Consider the following 21,372-nt stretch of genomic DNA (forward strand, 5'->3'; position numbering starts at 1 on the left):
CCATGAATGTTCGCAAACTCATCCTGCTGGCGGTCTTTGCCACCCTGATCGCCAGCTACTTCTTCTTCGATCTTGGCCAGTACCTGAGCCTGGATTACATCAAGAATCAACAAGCCTCTTTTGATGCCCTGTATCAGGAAAATCCGGCACTGATTCTGGGCGGCTTCTTTCTCATGTATGTGGTGGTTACCGCCCTGAGCCTGCCCGGCGCTGCCATCATGACACTGGCCGCCGGCGCTCTTTTCGGTTTCTGGGTGGCCTTGCTGCTGGTGTCTTTTGCCTCATCCATGGGGGCCACCCTGGCCTTTCTCGCTTCCCGGTTTCTGTTCCACGATACGGTGCAGCAACGCTTCGGCGACCGCCTGAAAAAGCTCAACGAAGGTGTCAGGAAAGACGGGGCGTTCTATCTCTTTACCCTGCGTCTGGTGCCGGCTTTTCCGTTTTTTGTCATCAATCTGGTCATGGGTCTGACCCCCATCAAGGTCCGCACTTTTTACTTTGTCAGCCAGGTGGGCATGCTGGCGGGCACCGCCGTCTATGTACTGGCGGGCACGCAACTGGGGCAGATAGAGAGCGCCAGCGGGTTGCTGTCACCGGAACTGATCGGCGCCTTTGTATTGCTGGGCATCTTCCCCTGGATTGCCAAATTCATCATGGCCAGACTCCAGGCCCGCAAGGTATATCGCGGCTGGCAGAAACCCGATCACTTTGACCGCAACCTGATCGTCATTGGCGCTGGTTCCGCCGGACTGGTCAGCGCCTATATCGCTGCCACTGTCAAAGCCAAGGTTACCCTGATTGAAAAGCACAAGATGGGCGGTGATTGCCTGAACACCGGTTGCGTGCCGTCCAAGGCATTAATCAAAAGCGCACGTCTGGCCTGGCACGACAAGGAAGCAGACAAGTACGGCTTCGATGCCATCCGTAGCGATTTCCGTTTCAGCAACCTGATGGCCCGGGTGCACCGGGTGATCGAAAAAATCGAACCCCATGACTCCGTGGAACGCTACTCGGAACTGGGGGTGGATTGCCGCCAGGGAGAAGCGCGCATGGTCTCACCCTGGGAAGTGGAAATTCGCAACGGTGACAACATCGAGACACTCACCGCCCGCAGCATCATCATCGCCACCGGCGCGCGCCCCTTTGTGCCACCCATTCCCGGCATCGAGGACATGGATATCCTTACTTCCGATAATTTGTGGGAGCTGCAGGATCAACCCAAACGGCTGGTGGTACTCGGCGGCGGCCCGATTGGCTGCGAGCTGGCCCAGACCTTCGCTCGCCTGGGCAGCCAGGTGATGCAGGTGGAAATGCTGCCACGGATCATGCCCCGCGAAGATGACGACGCCGCCGCCCTGGTCACCGCCTCACTCCGCGACAATGGCGTGGACGTGCTCACCGAACACAAGGCCGTGCGTTTTGCCCGGGAAGGCGACGACAAGGTGCTCTATGTCGAACACAACGGCGAAGAAAAACGCCTGGTGTTCGATGCGGTACTGGTGGCAGTGGGTCGCCGCGCCAATACCGATGGCCTGGGTCTGGATGAGCTCAACCTGCCCACCAACGGCAATGGCACCGTCACCGTCAATGAGCGACTGCAAAGCCGCTACCCGAACATCTACGCCTGTGGCGACGTAGCCGGGCCCTACCAGTTCACCCACACCGCCGCCCATCAGGCCTGGTATGCGTCAGTGAACGCGCTGTTCGGTTCCTTGAAAAGCTTCGCCGTGGATTACCGTGTGATCCCCTGGTGTACATTCACTGACCCGGAAGTGGCTCGCGTTGGTCTAAACGAACAGGAGGCCGAAGAGCAGGGAGTGGATTACGAAGTGACCCGCTATGGTATCGACGACCTGGATCGGGCCATTGCCGACAGCAATGATCACGGCTTCGTGAAAGTGATTACCGCCAAGAGCAGCGACAAGATTCTCGGCGTTACCATCGTCGGCGCCGGTGCCGGCGACCTGATCGCCGAATATGTGTTGGCCATGAAACACGGCCTGGGTCTGAACAAAATTCTCGGCACCATCCACATTTACCCGACCATGGCGGAAGCCAACAAGTTTGCCGCCGGTGAATGGAAGAAGGCCCACAAGCCGGAAGGCGTGCTGCGGTGGGTGGAGCGCTTCCATAACTGGCGACGATAGACTGCCATTTTCATCCGGCGCTCTCGTCTTGCAGACCGGGCGCCAACAGATTTTCACATCGATTTCTCTGGAGGCCCCATGGCTGCTCGGCTACTGCTACCACTACTGTTATTACTTGCCAGCCCGCTGATGGCCTTTGATCACCAGCGCTGGGATGCATTGCTGGACAACCATGTGCAATGGCAACGGGGCGGAGTCACCACCAGTGTTGATTACCCTGGCTTGCGCAAGGATCGGGCAGCACTCGACGAATATCTGGGCGCTCTCTCGCAGGTATCAAAAGATGACTTCGAAAGCTGGCCTCGGGATAAGAAGCTTGCCTTTCTGATCAATGCCTACAATGCCTTCACCATCGACCTGGTCCTGCGCCAGGACACCCTGCCCGACTCCATCCGTGATATCGGCTCCTTCTTCTCCGGCCCCTGGGATCAGCGCTTTTTTACCCTGCTGGGTGAAGCACGCACCCTGGACGAAGTTGAGCACGACATGATTCGCGGCAACCCCGCACTGATGGATCCGCGCATTCATTTTGCTGTGAACTGCGCCTCCGTGGGCTGCCCCGCCCTGCGCCCGGAAGCCTATCGGGCCAAGGAGCTGGAACAGCAACTGGCCGACAGCACCCGCCGCTTTCTGGCCGACCGGCAGCGCAATCGCTTCAATGAAAAACCGCCCCATCTGGCAGTCTCAAAGATCTTCGACTGGTATGAAGACGATTTCATCGATGCCGCCGGCAGCCTGTCTCATTACCTTCTGCAGTATGCGGATACGCTGGAGATACCCGCCAACCACCGAAAATCACTGGACGCAGAACGGCTGAAGATTCAATTTCTGGATTATGACTGGTCACTGAATAGTGAAACCAACGGGAGCTGAGTCATGGAAGGCAACTCCACCTCACATCGCCTGCTGGGCATCTGGCATTCCTTTCGCAACCTGCCCCTGTGGCTGCAAGGCTGGGTACTACTGATCCTGATGCCCCTGAACGGCGCCAGCCTGTTACTGCTGAGCAGCTTCAGCGGCCAGGCCACCGCCCTGGCCCTGTTGCTGGTTCTGGCAGTCAACCTGTCACTGATGTGGCACCACGGCGGCATGAACAAGGACATGTCCCTGGTTCACCTGCTCGCCTGGATCCCCCTGGAGCTGGGCCTGCTCGGCCAACTCGCCGGCCTCTGGGGCGACGACTTCATGACCGCCAGCCAATGGGCCTTCACCGTGGCCATCGTGATGACCAACGCCGTCAGTCTGTTCTTCGACATCGTCGATGCCTGGTGCTGGGCGCAGGGAGATCGGGTGACGCTCCACCCGTGAAATGCAATTGATAGTTGAGAATGGATAATTGATAACTCGCGATGCGGCATTACCCTTTCTGAAATTTATGAGGCCGCGCCCATGCTTTGGGCGCGGCCTCATAGGTTTTAGGTCGTGAGGGCATTTCTCGCGACGTTATCAATTATCCATTCTCAACTATCAATTAACTAAAGGTATTCCAGCGCCTCCCCCACCGTACTCACCCCGATCACCTCCACCCCTTCCGGTAGTTGTCGTGGAAGGTTTGCCTTGGGAACAATAGCTTTCTTGAAGCCGTGTTTGACCGCTTCGTAGAGACGCTCCTGGCCCTGGGGCACCGGGCGGATTTCGCCGGACAGGCCCACTTCGCCGAACACCACCAGTTCCCGGCCCAGAGCCCGGTCGCGAAAGCTGGAGACGATGGCCAGTACCTGGGCCAGGTCGGCGGCGGTTTCGGTGACCTTGACGCCACCCACCACATTCATGAACACATCCTGATCGCCTACCTGGATGCCACCATGGCGATGCAGCACCGCCAGCAGCATGGCGAGACGATTTGCCTCCAGGCCCACACAGACCCGGCGGGGGTTGCCGAAGTGGGAGGCATCCACCAGCGCCTGCAGCTCTACCAGCAAGGGACGAGTACCCTCCCAGACCACCGTCACCAGGGAACCGGACGCAATGTCGTCGGCCCGGTTGAGGAAGATGGCTGAGGGGTTCTTCACTTCTTTCAGGCCTTCGCCGGTCATGGCAAACACACCTAGCTCGTTGACTGCACCGAAACGGTTTTTCAGCCCACGTAAGGTGCGAAAACGTGAATCCGTGGAACCTTCCAGCATCAGTGAGCAGTCGATCATATGCTCCAGCACCTTGGGGCCAGCCAGGGTGCCATCCTTGGTGACATGGCCCACCAGCAACAGCACGGTGCCGGTCTGCTTGGCAAACCGGGTCAACGCCGCCGCACACTCGCGCACCTGGGCCACACTGCCCGGGGCGGACTGCAGGGCAGCAAGGAACATGACCTGAATGGAATCGACCACCAGCACCCGGGGCTGCTCCTTGCGAACCAGATCCAGTATTTGCTCCACATCGGTTTCCGCCGCCAGCCGCAGCTGCTCCTTGGGCAGCTTGAGCCGGTCAGCGCGCATGGCCACCTGGGAGAGGGATTCTTCACCGGTGATATAAAGGCACTTCTGGGTGGCCGCCAGCTTGCACAGCATTTGCAGCAACAAGGTGGATTTGCCGGCACCGGGGTGCCCGCCAATCAGGATCGCCGAGCCCGGCACCAGGCCTCCGCCCAGCACCCGGTCCAGCTCGCCCATGCTGGAACTGATGCGCGGGGTTTCCGCCAGCACGATCTCGCCAAGGTTCTGCACCTCGGACAATTGCCCGGAAAAGCCGTCACGGCTACCTGCGCCCTTGGACATGGGCGTGGCCGGATCATGAACGAATTCCTGCAGGGTGTTCCAGGCGCCACAGGCGGGGCATTGCCCCTGCCACTTGGGGAAATCAGCGCCACAATCGGTGCAGACAAAGGCAGTTTTTTTCTTGGCCACAAAAAAATCCTTTTTATGTATTACTCTCTACTATAGCCGCTTGAGGCGCGAATCCAGGCCTGAAGGGAAGAGTTTTTTACCACAGAGGACACAAAGACAACTGAGGATAAGCCGGTTTTCTCTGAGAGCTCTGTGTTCTCTGTGGTGAAATCGCACTTGGTTTTCGCGCCTCAATCGGCGCTCCTACAGCGGCTTCGCATGATACCGACTGTGCGAATCAAACGATGACGCGTTCCGGCCGACCGGTGATCTGGCAGAACAGTTCATAGCTGATGGTGCCGCAGGCGCGGGCGACCTTGTCCACGTCCACGTGGTCGCCCCACAGCTCTACCTCATCACCGATATCGGCCTCAATGCCATGCAGGTCAATGGTCAGCATATCCATGGAGACACGCCCCACCAACATCGTGAGCTGGCCATTAACGGCGGCGGGAGTGCCGCTGGGGGCATGACGCGGGTAACCATCACCATATCCGGCGGCCACCACGCCGATGCGACCGGGACGGGTGGCGGTCCAGGTGGCGCCGTAACCCACTGTGTCACCCGGCTGGATCTCATTAATGGCGATCAGGCGGGCACTGAAACGGTGGCTTACCGCCAGATCCAGCTGCGCGGCACTCTGCCAGTCGAAGGGTGACGACCCATACAGCATAATGCCCGGCCGTACCCGTTGGGCACGGGTATGGGGGTAGCGGATCAGGGCCGCCGAATTGGCCGCCGAGAGAGGCAAACCCAGGCGATCTGCCACTTCACCGGCCAGCGCCATCTGGGGATCAGTACGACCCTCATCGGCTTCGTCGGCGCAGGCAAAATGGCTCATCACCCCCACCGGGTTCATGCTCGCAGCGGCCAACTGCTCGGCGGCTTCCAGGGCAATGTCAGGACGCAGCCCCAGCCGGTTCATGCCGGTATTCAGCTTCAGCCAGAGGCGCAGCGGGCCGGGGTTGTCTTGCAACAGGGCGACCTGCCAGGGGGAATGCACGACCATCTCCAGAGACAAGGCCCTGGCCTGCTCCAGCTCTTCGCGATCAAAAAAACCTTCCGCCACCAGAATCGGTGCACTGATGCCATGATCACGCAGGGCCCGGGCTTCTTCCAGCACCGCCACCCCGAAGCCATCCACCTCTCCAGCCAGGGCATCCGCAGCCAGTGTCAGACCATGGCCGTAGCCGTCGGCCTTGATCATGGCAAACACCTCGGCACCGTCTGCCAGAATCCTGGCTCGCCGCGCATTGTTCCTGAGCGCCCCGGGACGGATTTCGATACGGGTTCCTCTCATTGAGAGACACTCCCACGCCACCATGCCTCACGCCGGCACACCAGAGCACTCCCTTGCAATTTACCTCTTGAAACTTGCAACTCAATCACTCGTCCATGGCCGACAACTGGGCATAGTATTCCGGTGCCAGGTCATCGAAGCGCAGGAATTCACCCCGGAACGCCAGGCGCACGGTGCCGATGGGACCGTTCCGGTGCTTGCCGAGGATGATTTCCGCCACGCCTTTTTCGTTGGTTTCCTTGTTATAGACCTCATCGCGGTAGAGGAACACGATCAGATCCGCATCCTGTTCAATCGCCCCGGATTCGCGCAGGTCGGACATCACCGGGCGTTTGTTGGGGCGTTGTTCCAGGGAGCGGTTGAGCTGGGAAAGCGCCAGTACCGGGCAGTTCATTTCCTTCGCCAGCCCCTTCAGATTACGGGAAATCTCGGAGATTTCGTTGACCCGGTTTTCCACGCCGGGCACCTGCATGAGCTGCAGATAATCGACCATGATCAGGCCCAGCTCACCGCCGCATTCCCGGGCAACCCGGCGCGCCCGGGCACGCATTTCCAGCGGGCTCAGGGCCGCGGTGTCGTCGATGAAAATCTTCTGCTCACTGAGCATATGAATGGCGGAGGTAATGCGCGGCCAATCATCCTTGTCCAGGTTACCGGAGCGAATCGAACTCTGATTGATTCTGCCCAGGGACGAGAGCATCCGCATGACGATGGCATCGGCGGGCATTTCCATGGAGAACACCAGCACCGGCTTGCCGTTCTTGATGGCCACGTTCTCGCACAGGTTCATGGCAAAGGTGGTTTTACCCATGGAAGGACGCGCAGCAATCACCACCATGTCGGAGGGCTGCAGGCCTGAGGTGATCTTGTCCAGCTCCTCGAAACCGGTGGTCAGACCGGTCAGCGAGCCCTTGTGCTTGTAGAGCTCATCAATGCGGTCCACCGCCTTTTTCAGCACGGTTTTGATGTCCAGCGGGCCCGCCCCTTTCTTCTGCTGTTCGGCAATGCGGAAAATCGCCGATTCCGCTTCATCAAGAATCTCCAGGGATTTTCGGCCCTGGGGGGTGAAGGCGTTCTTGGTGACATCCTGGGACACATGGATCAACTGCCGCAGGATGCTGCGCTCGCGCACGATATCCGCGTAGGCGTTGATATTGGCAGCACTGGGCGTATTGCGAGCCAGTTCGGACAGATAGTTCATGCCGCCCACATCGTCCAACTGGTCCAGATGAGTCAGCGCCTGAGACACGGTGACCAGGTCACAGGGCTTTTCCTCTTCCACCAGTTGCCCGATGACGGAAAAGATCTGGCGATGCTCCTTGCGATAGAAATCTTCCGTGCTGATCCGCTCGGCGACGTCATCCCAGGCGCTGTTATTCAGCAACAAGCCACCCAGAATGGCCTGTTCCGCCTCCAGGGAATTGGGGGGGACCCGGAGGTTTTCCGGCAGGTGTTTATCCAGCGACAGGGCATCATTCATGGGGCAACCAACATAAGAGGAGAAAGTTGAAAGTTAAAAGTTGCAACGCGACAGGGGGCGAAAGCGCTATTCTAAACGTCTCTCCGCGCCAACGCCCTGAACGCGGCCAGCAACCCTGAAATTGTGACCGGATTGGCTCGCGTTTCCACTTTGAACTTTCAACTTGTCACTAAACGAAAAAGGGCACTGCCCTTGCGGACAATGCCCTAATTCTGTCACCGCGCCCCGCAAGGGGCAAACCGGTTGTCGGTCAACTGTCGATTACTCGGCAGGAACCACAGCCAGCTTGATGGTCACGGTCACGTCGGCGTGCAGAACCACGTCGATGTCGTACTCACCAGTGTTACGCAGCGCACCGTGGGGCAGCTTCACTTCGGCCTTTTCCACTTCCACACCAGTGGAAGCAGTGATGGCGTCGGCGATGTCGCGGGTACCCACGGAACCGAACAGCTTGCCTTCGTCACCGGCCTTGGAGGTCACGGTCACGCTGGCTTCGTTCAGTTTTTCACCACGTTCCTGGGCGGCGGCCAGCTGCTCGGCAGCTTGCTTCTCCAGCTCGGCGCGACGCTGTTCCACTTCGGCCAGGTTGCCTTTGGTAGCCGGCAACGCTTTACCTTGCGGAATCAGGAAGTTACGACCGTAACCGGAACGCACATCCACCACAGCACCCAGGTCACCCAGGTTCTTGATCGTTTGCAGCAGGATCACTTGCATGATGGTCCCCTCGGCTTAATTGTCGTGGCTGTCAGTGTACGGCAGCAGCGCCAGGAAGCGGGCCTGCTTGATCGCAGAGGCCAGCTGACGCTGGTAGCGTGCCTTGGTGCCGGTAATACGGCTGGGCACGATCTTGCCGGTTTCAGTGATGTAAGCTTTCAGGGTGTCGAGATCTTTGTAATCGATGTACTCAACACCTTCCGCGGTAAAGCGGCAGAACTTGCGGCGGCGATAAAAACGGGCCATTGGATAATCTCCTCTTTAATCCTGGTTGAGGGTGTCCAGCGTTTGGGCAATCAATTGCAAACGGTCCCGGGCGTCACCTTTGTAACCGGCGCGACTCAGGCAACCGGTAACTTTAATGCGCTGACCCTCTTTCAGGCTCTGGGCCTGTCGGGTCATCCCACCTGCCAGTATCACGGCAACGCGGGCCTGGACTTCGCGGGGATGGCCATCTTCCAGTTGCCGGGAGCGATGCTCCAGCCACAGGCGTTGGCGCGGTACCCCTGCCGGCGTCACTATCACTTTTTCCAAAGTGACAATCACACCAGTGAGTTCACAGCGATTGCTTTCCAAAATCAGCTGGCAGCCCCCTCCTTCTCGTCATTCTTGGCTAGCGGGGACGGCTCGGAGGCCGCCTTGTCGCAACGAATCACAAGGTGACGGATTACGGCATCGTTAAAGCGGAAAGTGTTTTCCAGCTCGCCCAGGGTCTCGCCGTCACATTCGATGTTCAGCATCACGTAGTGGGCTTTGTGGATCTTGTTGATCGGGTAAGCCAGCTGACGACGGCCCCAATCTTCAAGACGGTGGATGGTGCCCTTACCATCGGTCACGATCGCGCTATAACGCTCGATCATGGCCGGCACCTGTTCGCTCTGGTCCGGATGAACCAGGAACACAACTTCGTAATGACGCATGTTAGCTCCTTACGGTTGCGATACCTCACGGCATCAATTCAGCTTCCCATCCGCCAAATGCAGGACGGTGAAGCAAGGAGACCTGCTCGACAGGCTAAAGCCTATAGGACGCAGGAAGCGCGCGATTCTATCCCATTGCACGCCCTTTCCTCAAGGCATATCCGTTGCCATCCGGCAAAGACGGACGTATGCTCAGTAGAAACAAAACGCTACAAACGCTTACAAGAAGCGTCGTTAACCCTAAATCCCTGAAATAAAAGGGAAAACAACAAGAACGGGATACGACCATGAAATTTAGCGCTCTGGCCTTCGGCCTGTGCAGCCTATGCCTGCTGAGCCCCCTGTCCGCCCAGGAATCGGCCCCGCCACCCTGCGGCAGTCCGGTGGCCGTGCCGGACAAACCGGCTCTAGAGGATTACCCGGACTACTCGGACTTCCTGCTGCAGGTGATGCAGTACAAGCAGGCCAATCGTCAGCAAGCCAATCATCAGGCAGCCTGCCCGCAGGATTATGAGCCCGATCCAGTGGCCAGCAGCGACCCCACCGTCATCGACCAGCCGGAAACCCTGGACAGCGCCCTGGCCCGCACAGAGCGCCTGAGCCCGATTGACTACCAGCGCAACCGCACCTGGTATAACCGCTCCACGTCACAGAGTTTTGGCCTGCCGGCCCTGCCCGGCAACTCCCTGGCCGGAGAGCATATCCGCACCCTGCTCGGCAACGCCGGATCAGACACCCCGCTGGTGCTGCCAATGACCATTGTCGGCATGCAGCTAAACGGGCTGAACGATGGCGGCGACGCCCGAAACCTGCTCACCGAACAGCTTTACCGAAACCTGTTTGGCGAGGAGCGAAAGGCGGACCTGGCCACCCTGATGGCCGGCAACCCCAATGCCATCGTCGAGATATCCAGCAACGGTAACCTGATGCTCTATCTGGATGTTAACAATGAGTCAGTGTTAACCACCGGCCTCATTGAAGTGGAAAGCTGCCTGAGCAGCGGCTGCGAGAATTCGCCCTGACCCCGCACAGATGTGAAAGAGGCCCCGGAGCACGCCATGTCCCTGATCCGCTTAATCATCCTGCTGACCCTGCTGGGGCCATTGCTGCCGACGGTGGCAGCGGCCGCCGGTAGCAGCGGGCTGAGCCAGCCCCAGCAACAGGCCCTGAGGCAGGCACTGGGGCCTCGACCGGACATTCATGAGTACAACCGCCAGGACCAGTTCGTCACCGATCTGTTGGCCTGGCAACAGCGCAAGAGCCGCCTGACCGCCAGACTCGCCCGTGGCGAATCCATTGCCCCGCCCCGGCCCAGCAGCCCCAATGACTGGCATCATGTCACCGGCCCGGAGGATCTGGACACCGCCGTGCGCAATGCCGATGGCTATGTGCAGCCGCAATACCGGGAACCGATTCGCTATAACCGCACCACCCATATCAGCTTTCCGCTGGCGCCACTGCCCGGCCAGACGCTGGCCGACAAAGCGCTCAGCGTCCCCGGCGCCCTGCCCGAGAACCATGACGACGAGATTCCGGAAATACTGCTGGAGGACAACGTGCGCATCCAGCGGGAACTGTCCGTCAGCCGCACCCCGCTGCCGCTACCCACGCTGGAAAGGCAATTAATAGTTAATAATGAATAATTAATAACTCGCAATGCTGGTTCGTGGTTTTGCCAACGCAAGAGGCCGCGCCCATCCTTGGGTCGCGGCCTCTTGCGTTGAGAAAACCAAAGCCGTTGCTCACGCAACTATTAATTATTCATTATTACTTGCTTTCCCTCTGTGCCCGCACATGAAACAGCATCACCCCCGTGGCCACGGAGACGTTCAAGCTCTGCACTTCGCCGGCCATGGGGATTTCCAGTAGCTGGTCGCACTTGTCCCGGGTCAGCCGCTTCAGGCCGGCACCTTCGGCGCCCATCACGACCGCCAGGGCATCCGGGGCCTGGAACGTAAACAGGGACTCACTACGCTCTTCGAGCGCTGTGCCCACCACCCAAACGCCCCTTTCACGAAGCTGATCCAGCAGGCTGGCCAGGTTGCCCACCTCGTAATAGGCCAGGCTTTCCGCCGCCCCCACCGCCGTACGACAGGACACCGGCGTGAGCCCGGCGGCGTTGCGGCGCGGCACGATCACCGCATCCACCCCGGCCGCATCGGCACTACGCAGGCAGGCGCCCAGGTTATGGGGGTCGGTGACATTTTCCAGAATCAACAGCCATGGCCGCGCGGGCTTGCCATCCAGCCATTTCAGCAGACCACTCTCATCGCCAGGCTTGCGGGGCCGCGCCCGGGCCACGATACCCTGATGCTGGGGACCGGCGTGCTTTTCCAGCACCTCTCGGCGAGCCCGCTGTACCGCGATGCCGAAGTCCCTGGCGGACTGGATCATGGCCGCCAGCCGGGGCTCCTCCCGCTCGGCACGGCTGTCCTGTACAAACAGCTCCAGCACCGCCTCAGGACGATGGCGCAACAGGGCCTCCACCGCGTGGAAGCCGGAATACATCAAGGGTTTATTCATAACGACGCCTGCAGGCTATACGCACCACGGGAATACGCGGCGGGGAAAAGGAAGCTGTAGGAGCGGCGAGCTCTGCACTCTGCGAGTTGAGCCGCGAACATCCTCTGGATTATTCGCGCCCCATACGCTCCTACGGGCAAAGGCAGCCTAGCTCTTGCTGCTACGCCGGGCCGCTTTTTTACCGCGTGGCGGCCCTTTCCGTTTGGGTTTGGCCTTGGGGATATCGCCTTTGGCCAGCTTTTCCCGTTCGCTGTTACCGCCTCTGCGATTACCGCCACCGGTTTTCTTGCTGCCGCCCTTGGGACGACCCTTGCCGGAAGGCGTGGACGACTCCAGCTGCAGATCAATCTTGCGGTCTTCGGTATGGACTGCCGCCACACGCACGGTGACGCCATCGCCGAGCCCGAATTTGCGGCCACTGCTTTCCCCGGTGAGGGTCAGATTGACCTCATCGAAGTGGTAGTAGTCGCTATCCAGGTTGGCCACGTGTACCAGGCCATCGATATGCAGCTCATTGAGCTGGATAAAGAGACCGAAATTAGCCACACCGCTGATCACGCCTTCGAAAACGTCACCGATATGCGATTCCATGAACTGGCATTTGAGCCAGGACACCACATCGCGGGTGGCGTCGTCAGCCCGGCGCTCGGTCATGGAGCACTGCTCACCGATGGCCACCATGTCTGCCTGACTGTAGGGAATCAGCTTCTCAGCGGGAATCTTCGGAAGTTTGCCGGGATTGTCCACGTGATTGGGCTCACCTTCGCTACGAATGAGGAAGCGGATGGCCCGGTGTACCAGCAAATCCGGATAACGGCGAATCGGCGAGGTGAAGTGGGTGTAGGCCTTGTAGGCCAGCCCGAAGTGCCCTTTGTTCTCCGCCTCGTATTTGGCCTGGGTCATGGAGCGCAGCATCATGGTCTGAATCACGTTGCGATCCGGTCGATCCAGAATCTGCTCACGCAAATCCTGATAGACGTGCGGCTTGGGCGCGCCTTCCGACCAGCCCAGGCTCAGCCCCAGGCCACCCAGGAATTGCTGCAGCTTGCTGAGACGCTCTTCCTTGGGGGGCTCGTGGTTACGGAACAGGGCCGGCAGACCTGATTTTTCCAGCAGTTTGGCGGAACAGATGTTGGCGGCCAGCATGGCCTCCTCGATCATGATATGCGCCACATTGCGGGTCACCGGCACAATGGCCTGAATCTTCTGGTTTTCATCGTAGATGATGCGGGTGTCATCGCTGTCGAAATCGATGGCGCCCCGTTCCGCACGGCGCTTGCGCAGTGCCAGGAACATTTCATGGAACGACCAGATCATGTCCAGGGACTCGTCGTCCAGACTGGCCACGGTGTCCTGGGCCAACTGGGAATCCGGTTCTTCGATGATCGCGCCGACCTTGTTGTAGGTCAGGCGGTGCCGCGAGCGCATCACCCCTTCACGGAAGACAAACCCGGTCAGACGACCGTTGGCGGAAATTCTCATGTCGCAATACAGGCACAGCCGATCCACATGGGGATTGAGCGAGCACAGCCCGTTGGACAGGGCCTCCGGCAGCATCGGCACCACCCGGTTGGGGAAGTACACCGAATTGCCACGGGTAGCGGCCTCCCGATCCAGGGCAGAACCCGGCGCCACATAGTGGCTGACATCAGCAATGGCGACGATCAGGCGCCAGCCACCACGGGGGCGACGCTCCACATAAACCGCGTCATCAAAATCCCGGGCGGTTTCGTCATCAATGGTGACCAGCGGCAGATCACGCAGGTCCACCCGATGGGCTTTCGCCTTGTGGGGCACACCGGTGCCAAAACGCTCGGCGTCGGCTTCCACACCGTCCGGCCAGACATGAGGAATCTCGAAACGGCGCAGGGCCACCTCGATTTCCATGCCAGCCTGATCCGGAGTGGCAATAATCTCTTCCAGACGCACCAGCACATGGTGGTCACGGCTGGGGTACTGGGTAATCGTGGCGCGTACGTGGTCACCCGGGTTGGGTTTGAGGCCATTCTTGTCCTCAACCAGCACTTCACGGGTAATACGCCGGTTTTCCGGCTGCAAGAAGCTGATGCCGGCCTCGCGGGAGTAGCGGCCGACCACTTCGGTGGCAACCCGTTCGGTGATCTCTACGATGCGGGCTTCTTTTTTGCCAAAGCGGTTATAGCCGGCATCGCTGACCAGCACCCGATCCCCATCCAGGACTTTTTCCATCTGGCGAGGCCCCAGAAACAGGTCGCTCTGGGTTTTGTCATCGGGAATCAGGAAGCCAAAGCCGTCCTTATGAGCCTGAACTCGGCCGGCGATCAGGTCCATACGGGACACCACGCCCAGCTTGCCATTGCGGTTCTGTACCAGTTGGGCATCACGCAGCATGGCTTTGAGACGACGTTCGAGGCCGACTTCACCATCCTCGTCCACCTCCAGCAGGGAGGCGATTTGCTCGAACTCCATGGGCTTGCCATGGTCGTTGAGCACCTCAAGGATCAGTTCCCGGCTGGGAACAGGGTTTTCGTAGTTTTCGGCCTCACGATCGGCATGGGGGTCACGGTAACGTTTTTTAGGGGGCATTAAATTTTTTTCGGAAAGAGGGTTTGACATCCGGCCATCATATACTAGAATGCACGCGCTTTCGCGATGAACCGGCCGGAAACGGTAAGCAACTTTACCTTATATTGAAGGGTTCGGTACAGCACGAAACGCCGAGGTGGTGAAATTGGTAGACACGCTAGCTTCAGGTGCTAGTGGGGGCAACCCCGTGGAGGTTCAAGTCCTCTCCTCGGCACCAATTCAAAGGGCTCCCAAACGGGGGCCCTTTTTTGTTTCAGGCCAAACACCGCCAGCCGTCCCAGAGCCAAGGTGCAGAAAGCCATGAATATCCTACGTTCCATGATCGCAGCCTTCGTATTGGCCACCAGCCTGTTCCTGGCGCCGGTTGCCACCTATGCCGACGATGGCAGCGCCAAACACCCCGCTATTCAGCAAGCTGATGCCCAGCGCGAGAAAGAAGCCAATCGCAAACGCTACCTGCTAGTGTTTCCGGCGGCAGTCATCGGCATCACCGTGGCACTGATCATCATTACCCGCCGCAGGAAGTAACCAGCTGGCCCTGGCAGCGCCCCTGCCGACAGGCTCCGCGTGATCTAGACCCCACACCCTGCCTGCGCCCCGTCAGGACAGCGCCTCACTGTCATCCGCCATCGGCTCCACCCAGCGCGAACACAGCAGCCCCACCTCAAAGAGCACCCACATGGGGATCGCCAGCAGGCTCTGGGAGATAATGTCCGGCGGCGTCAGCAACATGCCCGCCACGAAACACCCCACCACCACATAAGCCCGCCCACCGGCCAAAACTGTCGGCGTGACAATTCCCGACGCTACCAGCAGCACCACAGCCACGGGCAACTCAAAGGCCATGCCAAAAGCCATCACGAATGTCATGGTGAACCCCAGCCAGGCACCGATATCCGTCATCACCGCCACCCCTTGCGGGGCCACCGAGATAAAGAACGCAAACAACAGCGGCATGACCACAAACCAGGCGAACACGGCACCGAAATAGAACAACAGCACGCTGGCAAACAACAGCGGGCGCGCAAAACGCTTCTCACGCCGATAAAGCCCTGGTGATACAAAGCTCCAGCATTGGTGCAGTAAAAACGGCATGGCCAATAACATGCTCAGGTACAACGCCAACTTGAAGGGCACCAGAAAAGGCCCGGTTACATCAGTGGCGATCATGCTGCCGCCTTCGGGCAGCGCCTGCATCAACGGCTTCGCCAGCAGGGTATAAATGTCCCCGGCAAACATGAACAAGGGGATGAAAATCAACACAACAGCAACGACTGAGCGCAACAGTCGCTGGCGCAGTTCCAGCAAATGCCGGGTCAGCGGCATGGAATTCATGATGACTCCATTTTCTTCGCCGACCCATTTTCCTCCATGGGGGGCTTATCGACAGGCTCTTGTTGCAATAACGCCAACTCTCGCTGGATCTTGTCACGGCGTTCTTTCATATCCAGATTGCGCGCTTCGCTTTCCAGCTGTTGCTGCACCTGCTTCATCATCGCGCGGCTTTTACCCAGCCACTGCCCCAGAGTGCGCACCAGCCTGGGTAGCTTTTCCGGCCCCAGCACCACCAGCGCGATCACACAGACCAGCAGCACTTCCATGAACCCGAAATCGAGCATGACTCTCAGCTCCGCATGGTGTCTTTCTGAGAGTCCAGATCACTGGACACCAATGACGCCGAATCCTCCTGTTCCGCTTGCAGGCTTTTCTCGCCATCCTTGACCGCATCCCGGAAGCCCTTGAAAGCGCCTCCCAGATCAGAACCAAGACTACGGATTCGTTTGGTACCAAACAGCATGATGACGATGACCAGAACAATAAGAAGTTGCCAGAGGCTGATACCGGAAAGCATGTTTTTCACCTGCGTTTGTCTGATGGGATATGACGAACATTGTCCCGACTCCGCATGACTCCGCGATGACAGCAACGCGCTATCTCAGTGACGCTTTGACTTTAAAAAACACAACCCGGAACGAAAAAAGCCGCCCACAATGTGGGCGGCTTTTTTCGTTAGATTGCCGACTTACAGTGCGATTTCACCACCATCTTCACGGGTGATCACGATAGTGGCAGAACGAGGACGGCTGACACCATTGCCCAATGACAAGGCATCACCATTCGGGTTTGGCCATGTGCTTACATCCGTGTTGAAGTTGGCGGCAGAGCCACCCTCGCCGGGGTGCTGCACGTTGATGAACAGACTGCGGGCATCCGGCGTCATGGTGATACCGGTAATTTCACAGCCTTTCGGGCCGACCAGGAAACGGCGAAGGTCCACCGCCGATGCATCCTTGCCAACGAAGGTGGTATTTTCCTCAGCCCCAAAATCATTGCTAAAGGTAAGCATGCCACCGTCACCGACCTCGCCCGGTATAGCCACCAGCATCTGGTTATTCACCGTATCGCGGTAGGCGCCATCATCGGTCTGAATCCACAACAGACCACGTTGGTCGAAGTACAAACCATCCGGGCTGGAGAAATCATTGTCGGCGGTCAGGCCGGACAGATTGATGCTCTGAGCATCCTTGTCGGCAGGGGCGCCGAACAGGAACACATCCCAATCGAAGCTGGTGGCGGCATGATCGCCACCCTCTTCGCGCCAGCGGATAATGTGACCATTGGGGTTACCGCCCGAGCCGCCATAGGTGCGCGGATTGACGCCATCAACGGTATCCGGGGTACGGTTTCTGCCGTTGTTGTTGGTCAGGGTCAGGTAGCACTCACCATTCATCGGGTTGACCGCCGCCCACTCCGGGCGATCCATCTTGGTCGCACCAACATGGTCTGCGGCAAGACGGGTCGCCAGGATTACATCACCCTGACTGGAGAAGGGGTAAAGGGGATTCGCTGCATCCAGCCCGTTCACTCCGAAGCTCAGCTCTTTCCACTCGCCGGTGCCGTCATTGTTGAAGATCGCCACATACAGCTTGCCGTCATCCAGATATTTGTTGCCCGCAGTGGTTCCCATACCCACGTCAGCGGGATCCCAGCTGGCAGCACTGACAAACTTGTAGAGATATTCGTTGCGGGAATCATCGCCCATGTAATACACCAGCGGCTTGCCGGCTTCGGCGGGAGCAAAGATGGCGCCTTCATGGGCAAAGCGGCCCATGGCGGTACGCTTGACCGGTTTGCTGGCGGTATCGAAAGGATCCACCTCCACAATATAGCCAAAGGTGTTCGGCTCATTGCGGAAATCATCCGTGGCCGTGGCACCGATGACACTGATATTGAACCGCTGGTACATGTCGCCGGCAACGGTGTCCCATTCCCGATATGAAAACCCTTTGCTCACCAGCCCCATGCCGTAGCGCGCGAACAGGTCATTCTCGACCGCACTGCGCGCATCAGACGCGTCGTTGCGATTGAAATACGAAAACCAGTTTTCTTCACAGGTCAGGTAGGTGCCCCAGGGAGTGCGGCCGCTGGCGCAGTTATTGAGGGTGCCAAAGCCCTTGTCGCCGGCAGGGCTCAGTTTGGTTTTCAAGGCGTCATGGCCTGCGCAGGGGCCTGAAATCACCGCTTCAGTGGCACCGGTAACACGACGGTTAAATGCGGAATCCTTGACGTAACGCCACTGGCCATCCTCTTTGATCACTTCCAGACACGCCACACCATGGGCGAGGATTTCCCGGTCAATCTCCACCTGCGGACGGGCACCGCCGTTATCGGCGGCATCGGTCACCCCATTCTCATGCAGGGTGCCATCTTCCAGATTCTCGTGATTCATGCACAACACGCCACGCTCAGAGGCATTCGGCTCCCAGACACCCGCAGCCCCCAGGCCGAAGAACTCCATGCCGTCGTGCTCATCGCCGGAACGCTTGTCGAAGTCCTCACCGCTACCATCGTTCTGGTAATCCGCGATATCGGAAAACAGCGCATCACCTTTGGCGATCAGCACACTGGCCTGGTAGCCATCAGGCAGCACCACCCGATCCTCCAGTGACCGCGGCACCGCCGCAAAACCCAACTCGGCAGGCGTCTCACTACCCGCATCACCGCCATTACGATTGTTGCTGTCGCCACCACAGGCCACCAGGCTGGCACCTGCCACCATGGTGGCAGCCGTAGCGCCGCCGCGCAGGATCTGGCGACGGGAAAGGTGCTGCTCCAGCACAGTGTTGATGGTGGTGTTATCGGAACGGTTGCTGTCTTCTACGGGATGGTGGCCCATCTCTGTTCTCCCTGTGTCTGTTTTCGTTGCCTGCCTGCAGCCGGACGTACCGGCCACTGAGTCGGTGAAAGTACGCAAACGAGGTTAGGCAGAACGAATGACAAAAAGGGGTACAGACCATGTCATTTTCAATGCATGGATGTGTCTATCAAAAGACAGTCAGCGCGGGGGATAATCAGGGCAGAACAGGAAGGCGCAAATAGCGCGAACCGTCAGGTCACCAGATGCCCGGCGGGCATCGGTGACGTGACGGAAGGAGCCGTCAGGAGAACGGGTGCCGCTTGATGATGGTTTCCACACGGTCCGGGCCGGTGGAAATAATATCGATGGGCGCACCGGTCACTTCTTCGATTCGCTTGAGGTAGGCCACCGCATTGGCAGGCAGGTCATCCACGGATTTGGCACCCAGGGTGGACTCGGTCCAGCCGGGCAGGCTTTCGTAAACCGGTTTCACTTCTTCGTAGCTATCCGCATCCCAGGCGCAGGTGAGGGAGTTGCCTTCCGCATCCTGATAGCCGATACAGATATTCACTTCTTCCAGACCGTCGAGCACGTCCAGCTTGGTCAGACACAGGCCGGTAATGGAGTTGATCTGGATGGAGCGCTTCAGAGCCACCGCATCGAACCAGCCGCAACGGCGGGCACGCCCGGTGGTGGAACCGAACTCGTGGCCTTTCTCTGCCAGGTAACGGCCATTCTCATCGAACAACTCGGTGGGGAAAGGACCGCTGCCTACCCGGGTGGTGTAGGCCTTGGTGATGCCCAGCACATAGTCCAGATAAAGCGGGCCGAAACCGGTGCCGGTGGCGGCGCCACCAGCGGTGGTGTTGGAGCTGGTCACATAGGGATAGGTGCCGTGATCGATATCCAGCAGGGTGCCCTGGGCGCCTTCGAACATGATGTTCTCGTTGCGCTCACGGGCGCCGTGGAGCACGGTGGTCACGTCGGTGACCATGCTGCGCACGTCTTCGCCCATGGCCAGGGTTTCATCCAGGGTTTTCTGGAAATCCACCGGCTCGGCATTGTAGTAACTGCGCAGCACAAAATTGTGGTAGTCCATCACTTCGCCGAGCTTGGCGGCGAAGCGCTCACGGGAATAGACATCTCCCAGGCGCAGGCCTCGACGGGCCACCTTGTCTTCATAGGCCGGGCCGATACCACGACCGGTAGTCCCGATCTTCTTGTTGCCACGGGCCGCTTCCCGGGCCTGATCCAGTGCCACGTGCACCGGCAGGATCAGCGGGCAGGAGGCAGAAAGGCGCAGACGCTCACGTACCGGCACGCCATTGTCTTCCAGGCCGCCGATTTCCTTGAGCAGGGCATCCAGGGCCAGCACCACACCATTGCCGATCAGGCACTGAACGTCATCGCGCAAAATGCCGGAAGGAATCAGATGCAGGACGGTTTTCTTGCCATCGATCACCAGGGTATGGCCGGCATTGTGACCACCCTGAAAACGGGCCACCAGAGAGGCCTGATCGGTAAGCAGATCGACGATCTTGCCCTTGCCTTCATCACCCCACTGGGTGCCGAGAATGACTACGTTCTTACCCATGATTGCTAGCTGCCGTGTTGAGTTATAACAAACGCTTGCACGCGACCCGCTTAACGGGGCACGCACGATCTTTATCGCAGGAGCCGTGCTCGCATGACAAACGCCCTCGCAAGCAGGTTCGCCATGCAAGCATAGCTCCTACGGGTTCAGTCGATATCCTTGATGACCCAGTCGCTGCCTTCTGACACCAGCTTACGCTGACAGCCCAGTTCCTGCGGGTCATTGTCTGCTCCAGTCAGAGCCAGGACCACCCGCTCACCGGTGCCTCGCAGCTCGTTCACCCGGGCAACAAAAGCGGCATCCTGCAAGGAGCCCTCCGCCAGAATGCCACTCAGCGCGGCAGCGTCAGTGCGCGCCGCGAGCATTTTCAGGTCGGCGCTGAACCCGGTCGCCGGCCGGGCGCGCCCGAACACTTCACCGATATGGTCATAACGGCCGCCCTTGGCCACCGGCTCGCTCTCACCGGGTAGGTAGGCGGCGAACACACAGCCGGTGTGGTAGTGATAGCCACGCAATTCGCCCAGATCCAGGTGCAGTTTTACACCCCGGGCATCCAGCACTCCGGCCAGCACCGCCAGTTCATCCAGCGCCGCCACAGCACCGGGGAAATCACCCAGCAGGGCGCGAGCCTGATCAATCACTTCCACGCCTCCTGCCAACCAGGGCAGAGCCGCCAGGGCGTGGGCAGCAGGCGCCGGCAGATCGCGTTCTGCCAGGAAGGCATCCAGCTCCACTCGCGCCTTGCGCACGTAAATGTCTTCCAGTTGGTTCTGTTCTGCGTCGCTCAACTCGCAGGCGTCCAGCAATCCGCGGAACAAGCCCACATGGCCAAGATCCAGCACCACCTGGTCGGCCACACCGGCCAGCGCCAGGGTATCCAGCAGCAGGCTCATCACTTCCAGATCGCTGTCGCTGCCGGCATGACCAAACAGCTCGACACCAAGCTGGTAAGGCAGACGGGTGGCACCAGCCACCGCCGGGCGAGTGCGCAATGCGCTGGAGCAGTAGCAAAGGCGGGAGGGGGCCGAACGGCGCAGGCTGTGGGCGTCCATCCGCGCCACCTGGGGGGTGATATCCGCGCGCACGCCCATCAGACGGCCAGTCAGTTGATCGGTAATCTTGAAGGTTTCCCGTTCCAGATCACGACCGGCGCCGTTGAGCAGGGATTC

21 protein-coding genes and 1 tRNA gene are annotated in these 21,372 nt (G+C 59.3%); 7 read left to right on the plus strand and 15 right to left on the minus strand.

Annotated features, from left to right (window positions below; all coding sequences use genetic code 11):
• The first annotated feature begins 2 nt into the window (after positions 1–2).
• The 3 genes from lpdA to B3Q33_RS08540 all read left to right on the plus strand — a co-directional run bounded on the left by lpdA (position 3) and on the right by B3Q33_RS08540 (position 3,455).
• Positions 3–2,147 (plus strand): dihydrolipoyl dehydrogenase, encoded by a 2,145-nt coding sequence (gene lpdA / locus B3Q33_RS08530; protein WP_035244996.1) that lies wholly within the window; start codon positions 3–5, stop codon positions 2,145–2,147.
• A 78-nt stretch (positions 2,148–2,225) separates the two neighbouring features.
• Entirely contained in the window at positions 2,226–3,020 is a 795-nt protein-coding gene (locus B3Q33_RS08535) for a DUF547 domain-containing protein (RefSeq protein WP_035244997.1), read from the plus strand.
• 3 nt (positions 3,021–3,023) lie between these two features.
• Complete coding sequence (locus tag B3Q33_RS08540) at positions 3,024–3,455, plus strand: hypothetical protein (protein ID WP_273009844.1); 432 nt, start codon at positions 3,024–3,026, stop codon at positions 3,453–3,455.
• Between the two features lie 167 nt (positions 3,456–3,622).
• Here B3Q33_RS08540 and radA read toward each other — a convergent pair whose 3' ends face one another.
• The 7 genes from radA to rpsF all read right to left on the minus strand — a co-directional run bounded on the left by radA (position 3,623) and on the right by rpsF (position 9,383).
• Positions 3,623–4,990 carry a DNA repair protein RadA gene (gene radA, locus B3Q33_RS08545; protein ID WP_273009846.1) on the minus strand — a complete coding sequence of 456 codons (1,368 nt, stop codon included), beginning with the start codon at positions 4,988–4,990 and terminating at the stop codon, positions 3,623–3,625.
• A 217-nt stretch (positions 4,991–5,207) separates the two neighbouring features.
• Positions 5,208–6,269 (minus strand): alanine racemase, encoded by a 1,062-nt coding sequence (gene alr / locus B3Q33_RS08550; protein ID WP_273009848.1) that lies wholly within the window; start codon positions 6,267–6,269, stop codon positions 5,208–5,210.
• Between the two features lie 85 nt (positions 6,270–6,354).
• On the minus strand, positions 6,355–7,749 hold the full coding sequence (gene dnaB / locus B3Q33_RS08555; protein ID WP_035245003.1) for a replicative DNA helicase: 1,395 nt from the start codon (positions 7,747–7,749) through the stop codon (positions 6,355–6,357).
• A gap of 261 nt (positions 7,750–8,010) precedes the next feature.
• The gene (gene rplI / locus B3Q33_RS08560) at positions 8,011–8,463 is read right to left on the minus strand and encodes a 50S ribosomal protein L9 (RefSeq protein WP_035245005.1); all 453 of its coding nucleotides are present in this window, start codon (positions 8,461–8,463) and stop codon (positions 8,011–8,013) included.
• Between the two features lie 15 nt (positions 8,464–8,478).
• Positions 8,479–8,709 carry a 30S ribosomal protein S18 gene (gene rpsR, locus B3Q33_RS08565; protein WP_035245006.1) on the minus strand — a complete coding sequence of 77 codons (231 nt, stop codon included), beginning with the start codon at positions 8,707–8,709 and terminating at the stop codon, positions 8,479–8,481.
• A gap of 15 nt (positions 8,710–8,724) precedes the next feature.
• Positions 8,725–9,039, minus strand: a complete 315-nt coding sequence (priB, locus tag B3Q33_RS08570; protein ID WP_035245008.1) for a primosomal replication protein N — start codon at positions 9,037–9,039, stop codon at positions 8,725–8,727.
• 2 nt (positions 9,040–9,041) lie between these two features.
• The gene (rpsF, locus tag B3Q33_RS08575; protein ID WP_035245010.1) at positions 9,042–9,383 is read right to left on the minus strand and encodes a 30S ribosomal protein S6; all 342 of its coding nucleotides are present in this window, start codon (positions 9,381–9,383) and stop codon (positions 9,042–9,044) included.
• A 287-nt stretch (positions 9,384–9,670) separates the two neighbouring features.
• Here rpsF and B3Q33_RS08580 point away from each other — a divergent pair, with 287 nt between their 5' ends.
• Together B3Q33_RS08580 and B3Q33_RS08585 are read left to right on the plus strand one after the other, a co-directional pair.
• Entirely contained in the window at positions 9,671–10,405 is a 735-nt protein-coding gene (locus tag B3Q33_RS08580) for a hypothetical protein (protein WP_035245012.1), read from the plus strand.
• Positions 10,406–10,441: 36 nt separating this feature from the next.
• Positions 10,442–11,026, plus strand: a complete 585-nt coding sequence (locus B3Q33_RS08585; RefSeq protein WP_035245014.1) for a hypothetical protein — start codon at positions 10,442–10,444, stop codon at positions 11,024–11,026.
• Between the two features lie 124 nt (positions 11,027–11,150).
• Here B3Q33_RS08585 and rlmB read toward each other — a convergent pair whose 3' ends face one another.
• Both rlmB and rnr read right to left on the minus strand, forming a co-directional pair.
• A complete protein-coding gene (gene rlmB, locus B3Q33_RS08590; protein WP_272961565.1) occupies positions 11,151–11,906 on the minus strand; it encodes a 23S rRNA (guanosine(2251)-2'-O)-methyltransferase RlmB in 756 nt (251 codons plus the stop codon).
• A gap of 147 nt (positions 11,907–12,053) precedes the next feature.
• The gene (gene rnr / locus B3Q33_RS08595) at positions 12,054–14,471 is read right to left on the minus strand and encodes a ribonuclease R (protein ID WP_035245015.1); all 2,418 of its coding nucleotides are present in this window, start codon (positions 14,469–14,471) and stop codon (positions 12,054–12,056) included.
• Between the two features lie 130 nt (positions 14,472–14,601).
• Here rnr and B3Q33_RS08600 point away from each other — a divergent pair.
• Both B3Q33_RS08600 and B3Q33_RS08605 read left to right on the plus strand, forming a co-directional pair.
• A tRNA-Leu gene (locus B3Q33_RS08600) sits at positions 14,602–14,688 on the plus strand.
• A gap of 83 nt (positions 14,689–14,771) precedes the next feature.
• Positions 14,772–14,999: a hypothetical protein gene (locus B3Q33_RS08605; RefSeq protein WP_035245017.1), complete on the plus strand. Its 228-nt coding sequence runs from the start codon at positions 14,772–14,774 to the stop codon at positions 14,997–14,999.
• Between the two features lie 72 nt (positions 15,000–15,071).
• Here B3Q33_RS08605 and tatC read toward each other — a convergent pair whose 3' ends face one another.
• The 6 genes from tatC to B3Q33_RS08635 all read right to left on the minus strand — a co-directional run.
• Positions 15,072–15,806 (minus strand): twin-arginine translocase subunit TatC, encoded by a 735-nt coding sequence (gene tatC / locus B3Q33_RS08610; protein ID WP_273009852.1) that lies wholly within the window; start codon positions 15,804–15,806, stop codon positions 15,072–15,074.
• A complete protein-coding gene (gene tatB, locus B3Q33_RS08615; protein WP_273009854.1) occupies positions 15,803–16,090 on the minus strand; it encodes a Sec-independent protein translocase protein TatB in 288 nt (95 codons plus the stop codon). Before tatB ends, tatC begins: the two co-directional genes overlap by 4 nt.
• 5 nt (positions 16,091–16,095) lie before the next feature.
• Positions 16,096–16,323 carry a Sec-independent protein translocase subunit TatA gene (locus B3Q33_RS08620; protein WP_272961570.1) on the minus strand — a complete coding sequence of 76 codons (228 nt, stop codon included), beginning with the start codon at positions 16,321–16,323 and terminating at the stop codon, positions 16,096–16,098.
• 171 nt (positions 16,324–16,494) lie between these two features.
• Positions 16,495–18,648 (minus strand): PhoX family protein, encoded by a 2,154-nt coding sequence (locus B3Q33_RS08625; protein WP_273009855.1) that lies wholly within the window; start codon positions 18,646–18,648, stop codon positions 16,495–16,497.
• 262 nt (positions 18,649–18,910) lie between these two features.
• On the minus strand, positions 18,911–20,203 hold the full coding sequence (locus B3Q33_RS08630) for an adenylosuccinate synthase (protein ID WP_035245022.1): 1,293 nt from the start codon (positions 20,201–20,203) through the stop codon (positions 18,911–18,913).
• Positions 20,204–20,349: 146 nt separating this feature from the next.
• The coding region (locus B3Q33_RS08635) for an ATP phosphoribosyltransferase regulatory subunit (protein WP_286827486.1) at positions 20,350–21,372 on the minus strand (1,023 nt) is incomplete at its 5' end.

Source organism: Alcanivorax sp. UBA3183, assembly GCF_002364155.1.
GTDB lineage: Bacteria > Pseudomonadota > Gammaproteobacteria > Pseudomonadales > Alcanivoracaceae > Alcanivorax > Alcanivorax jadensis.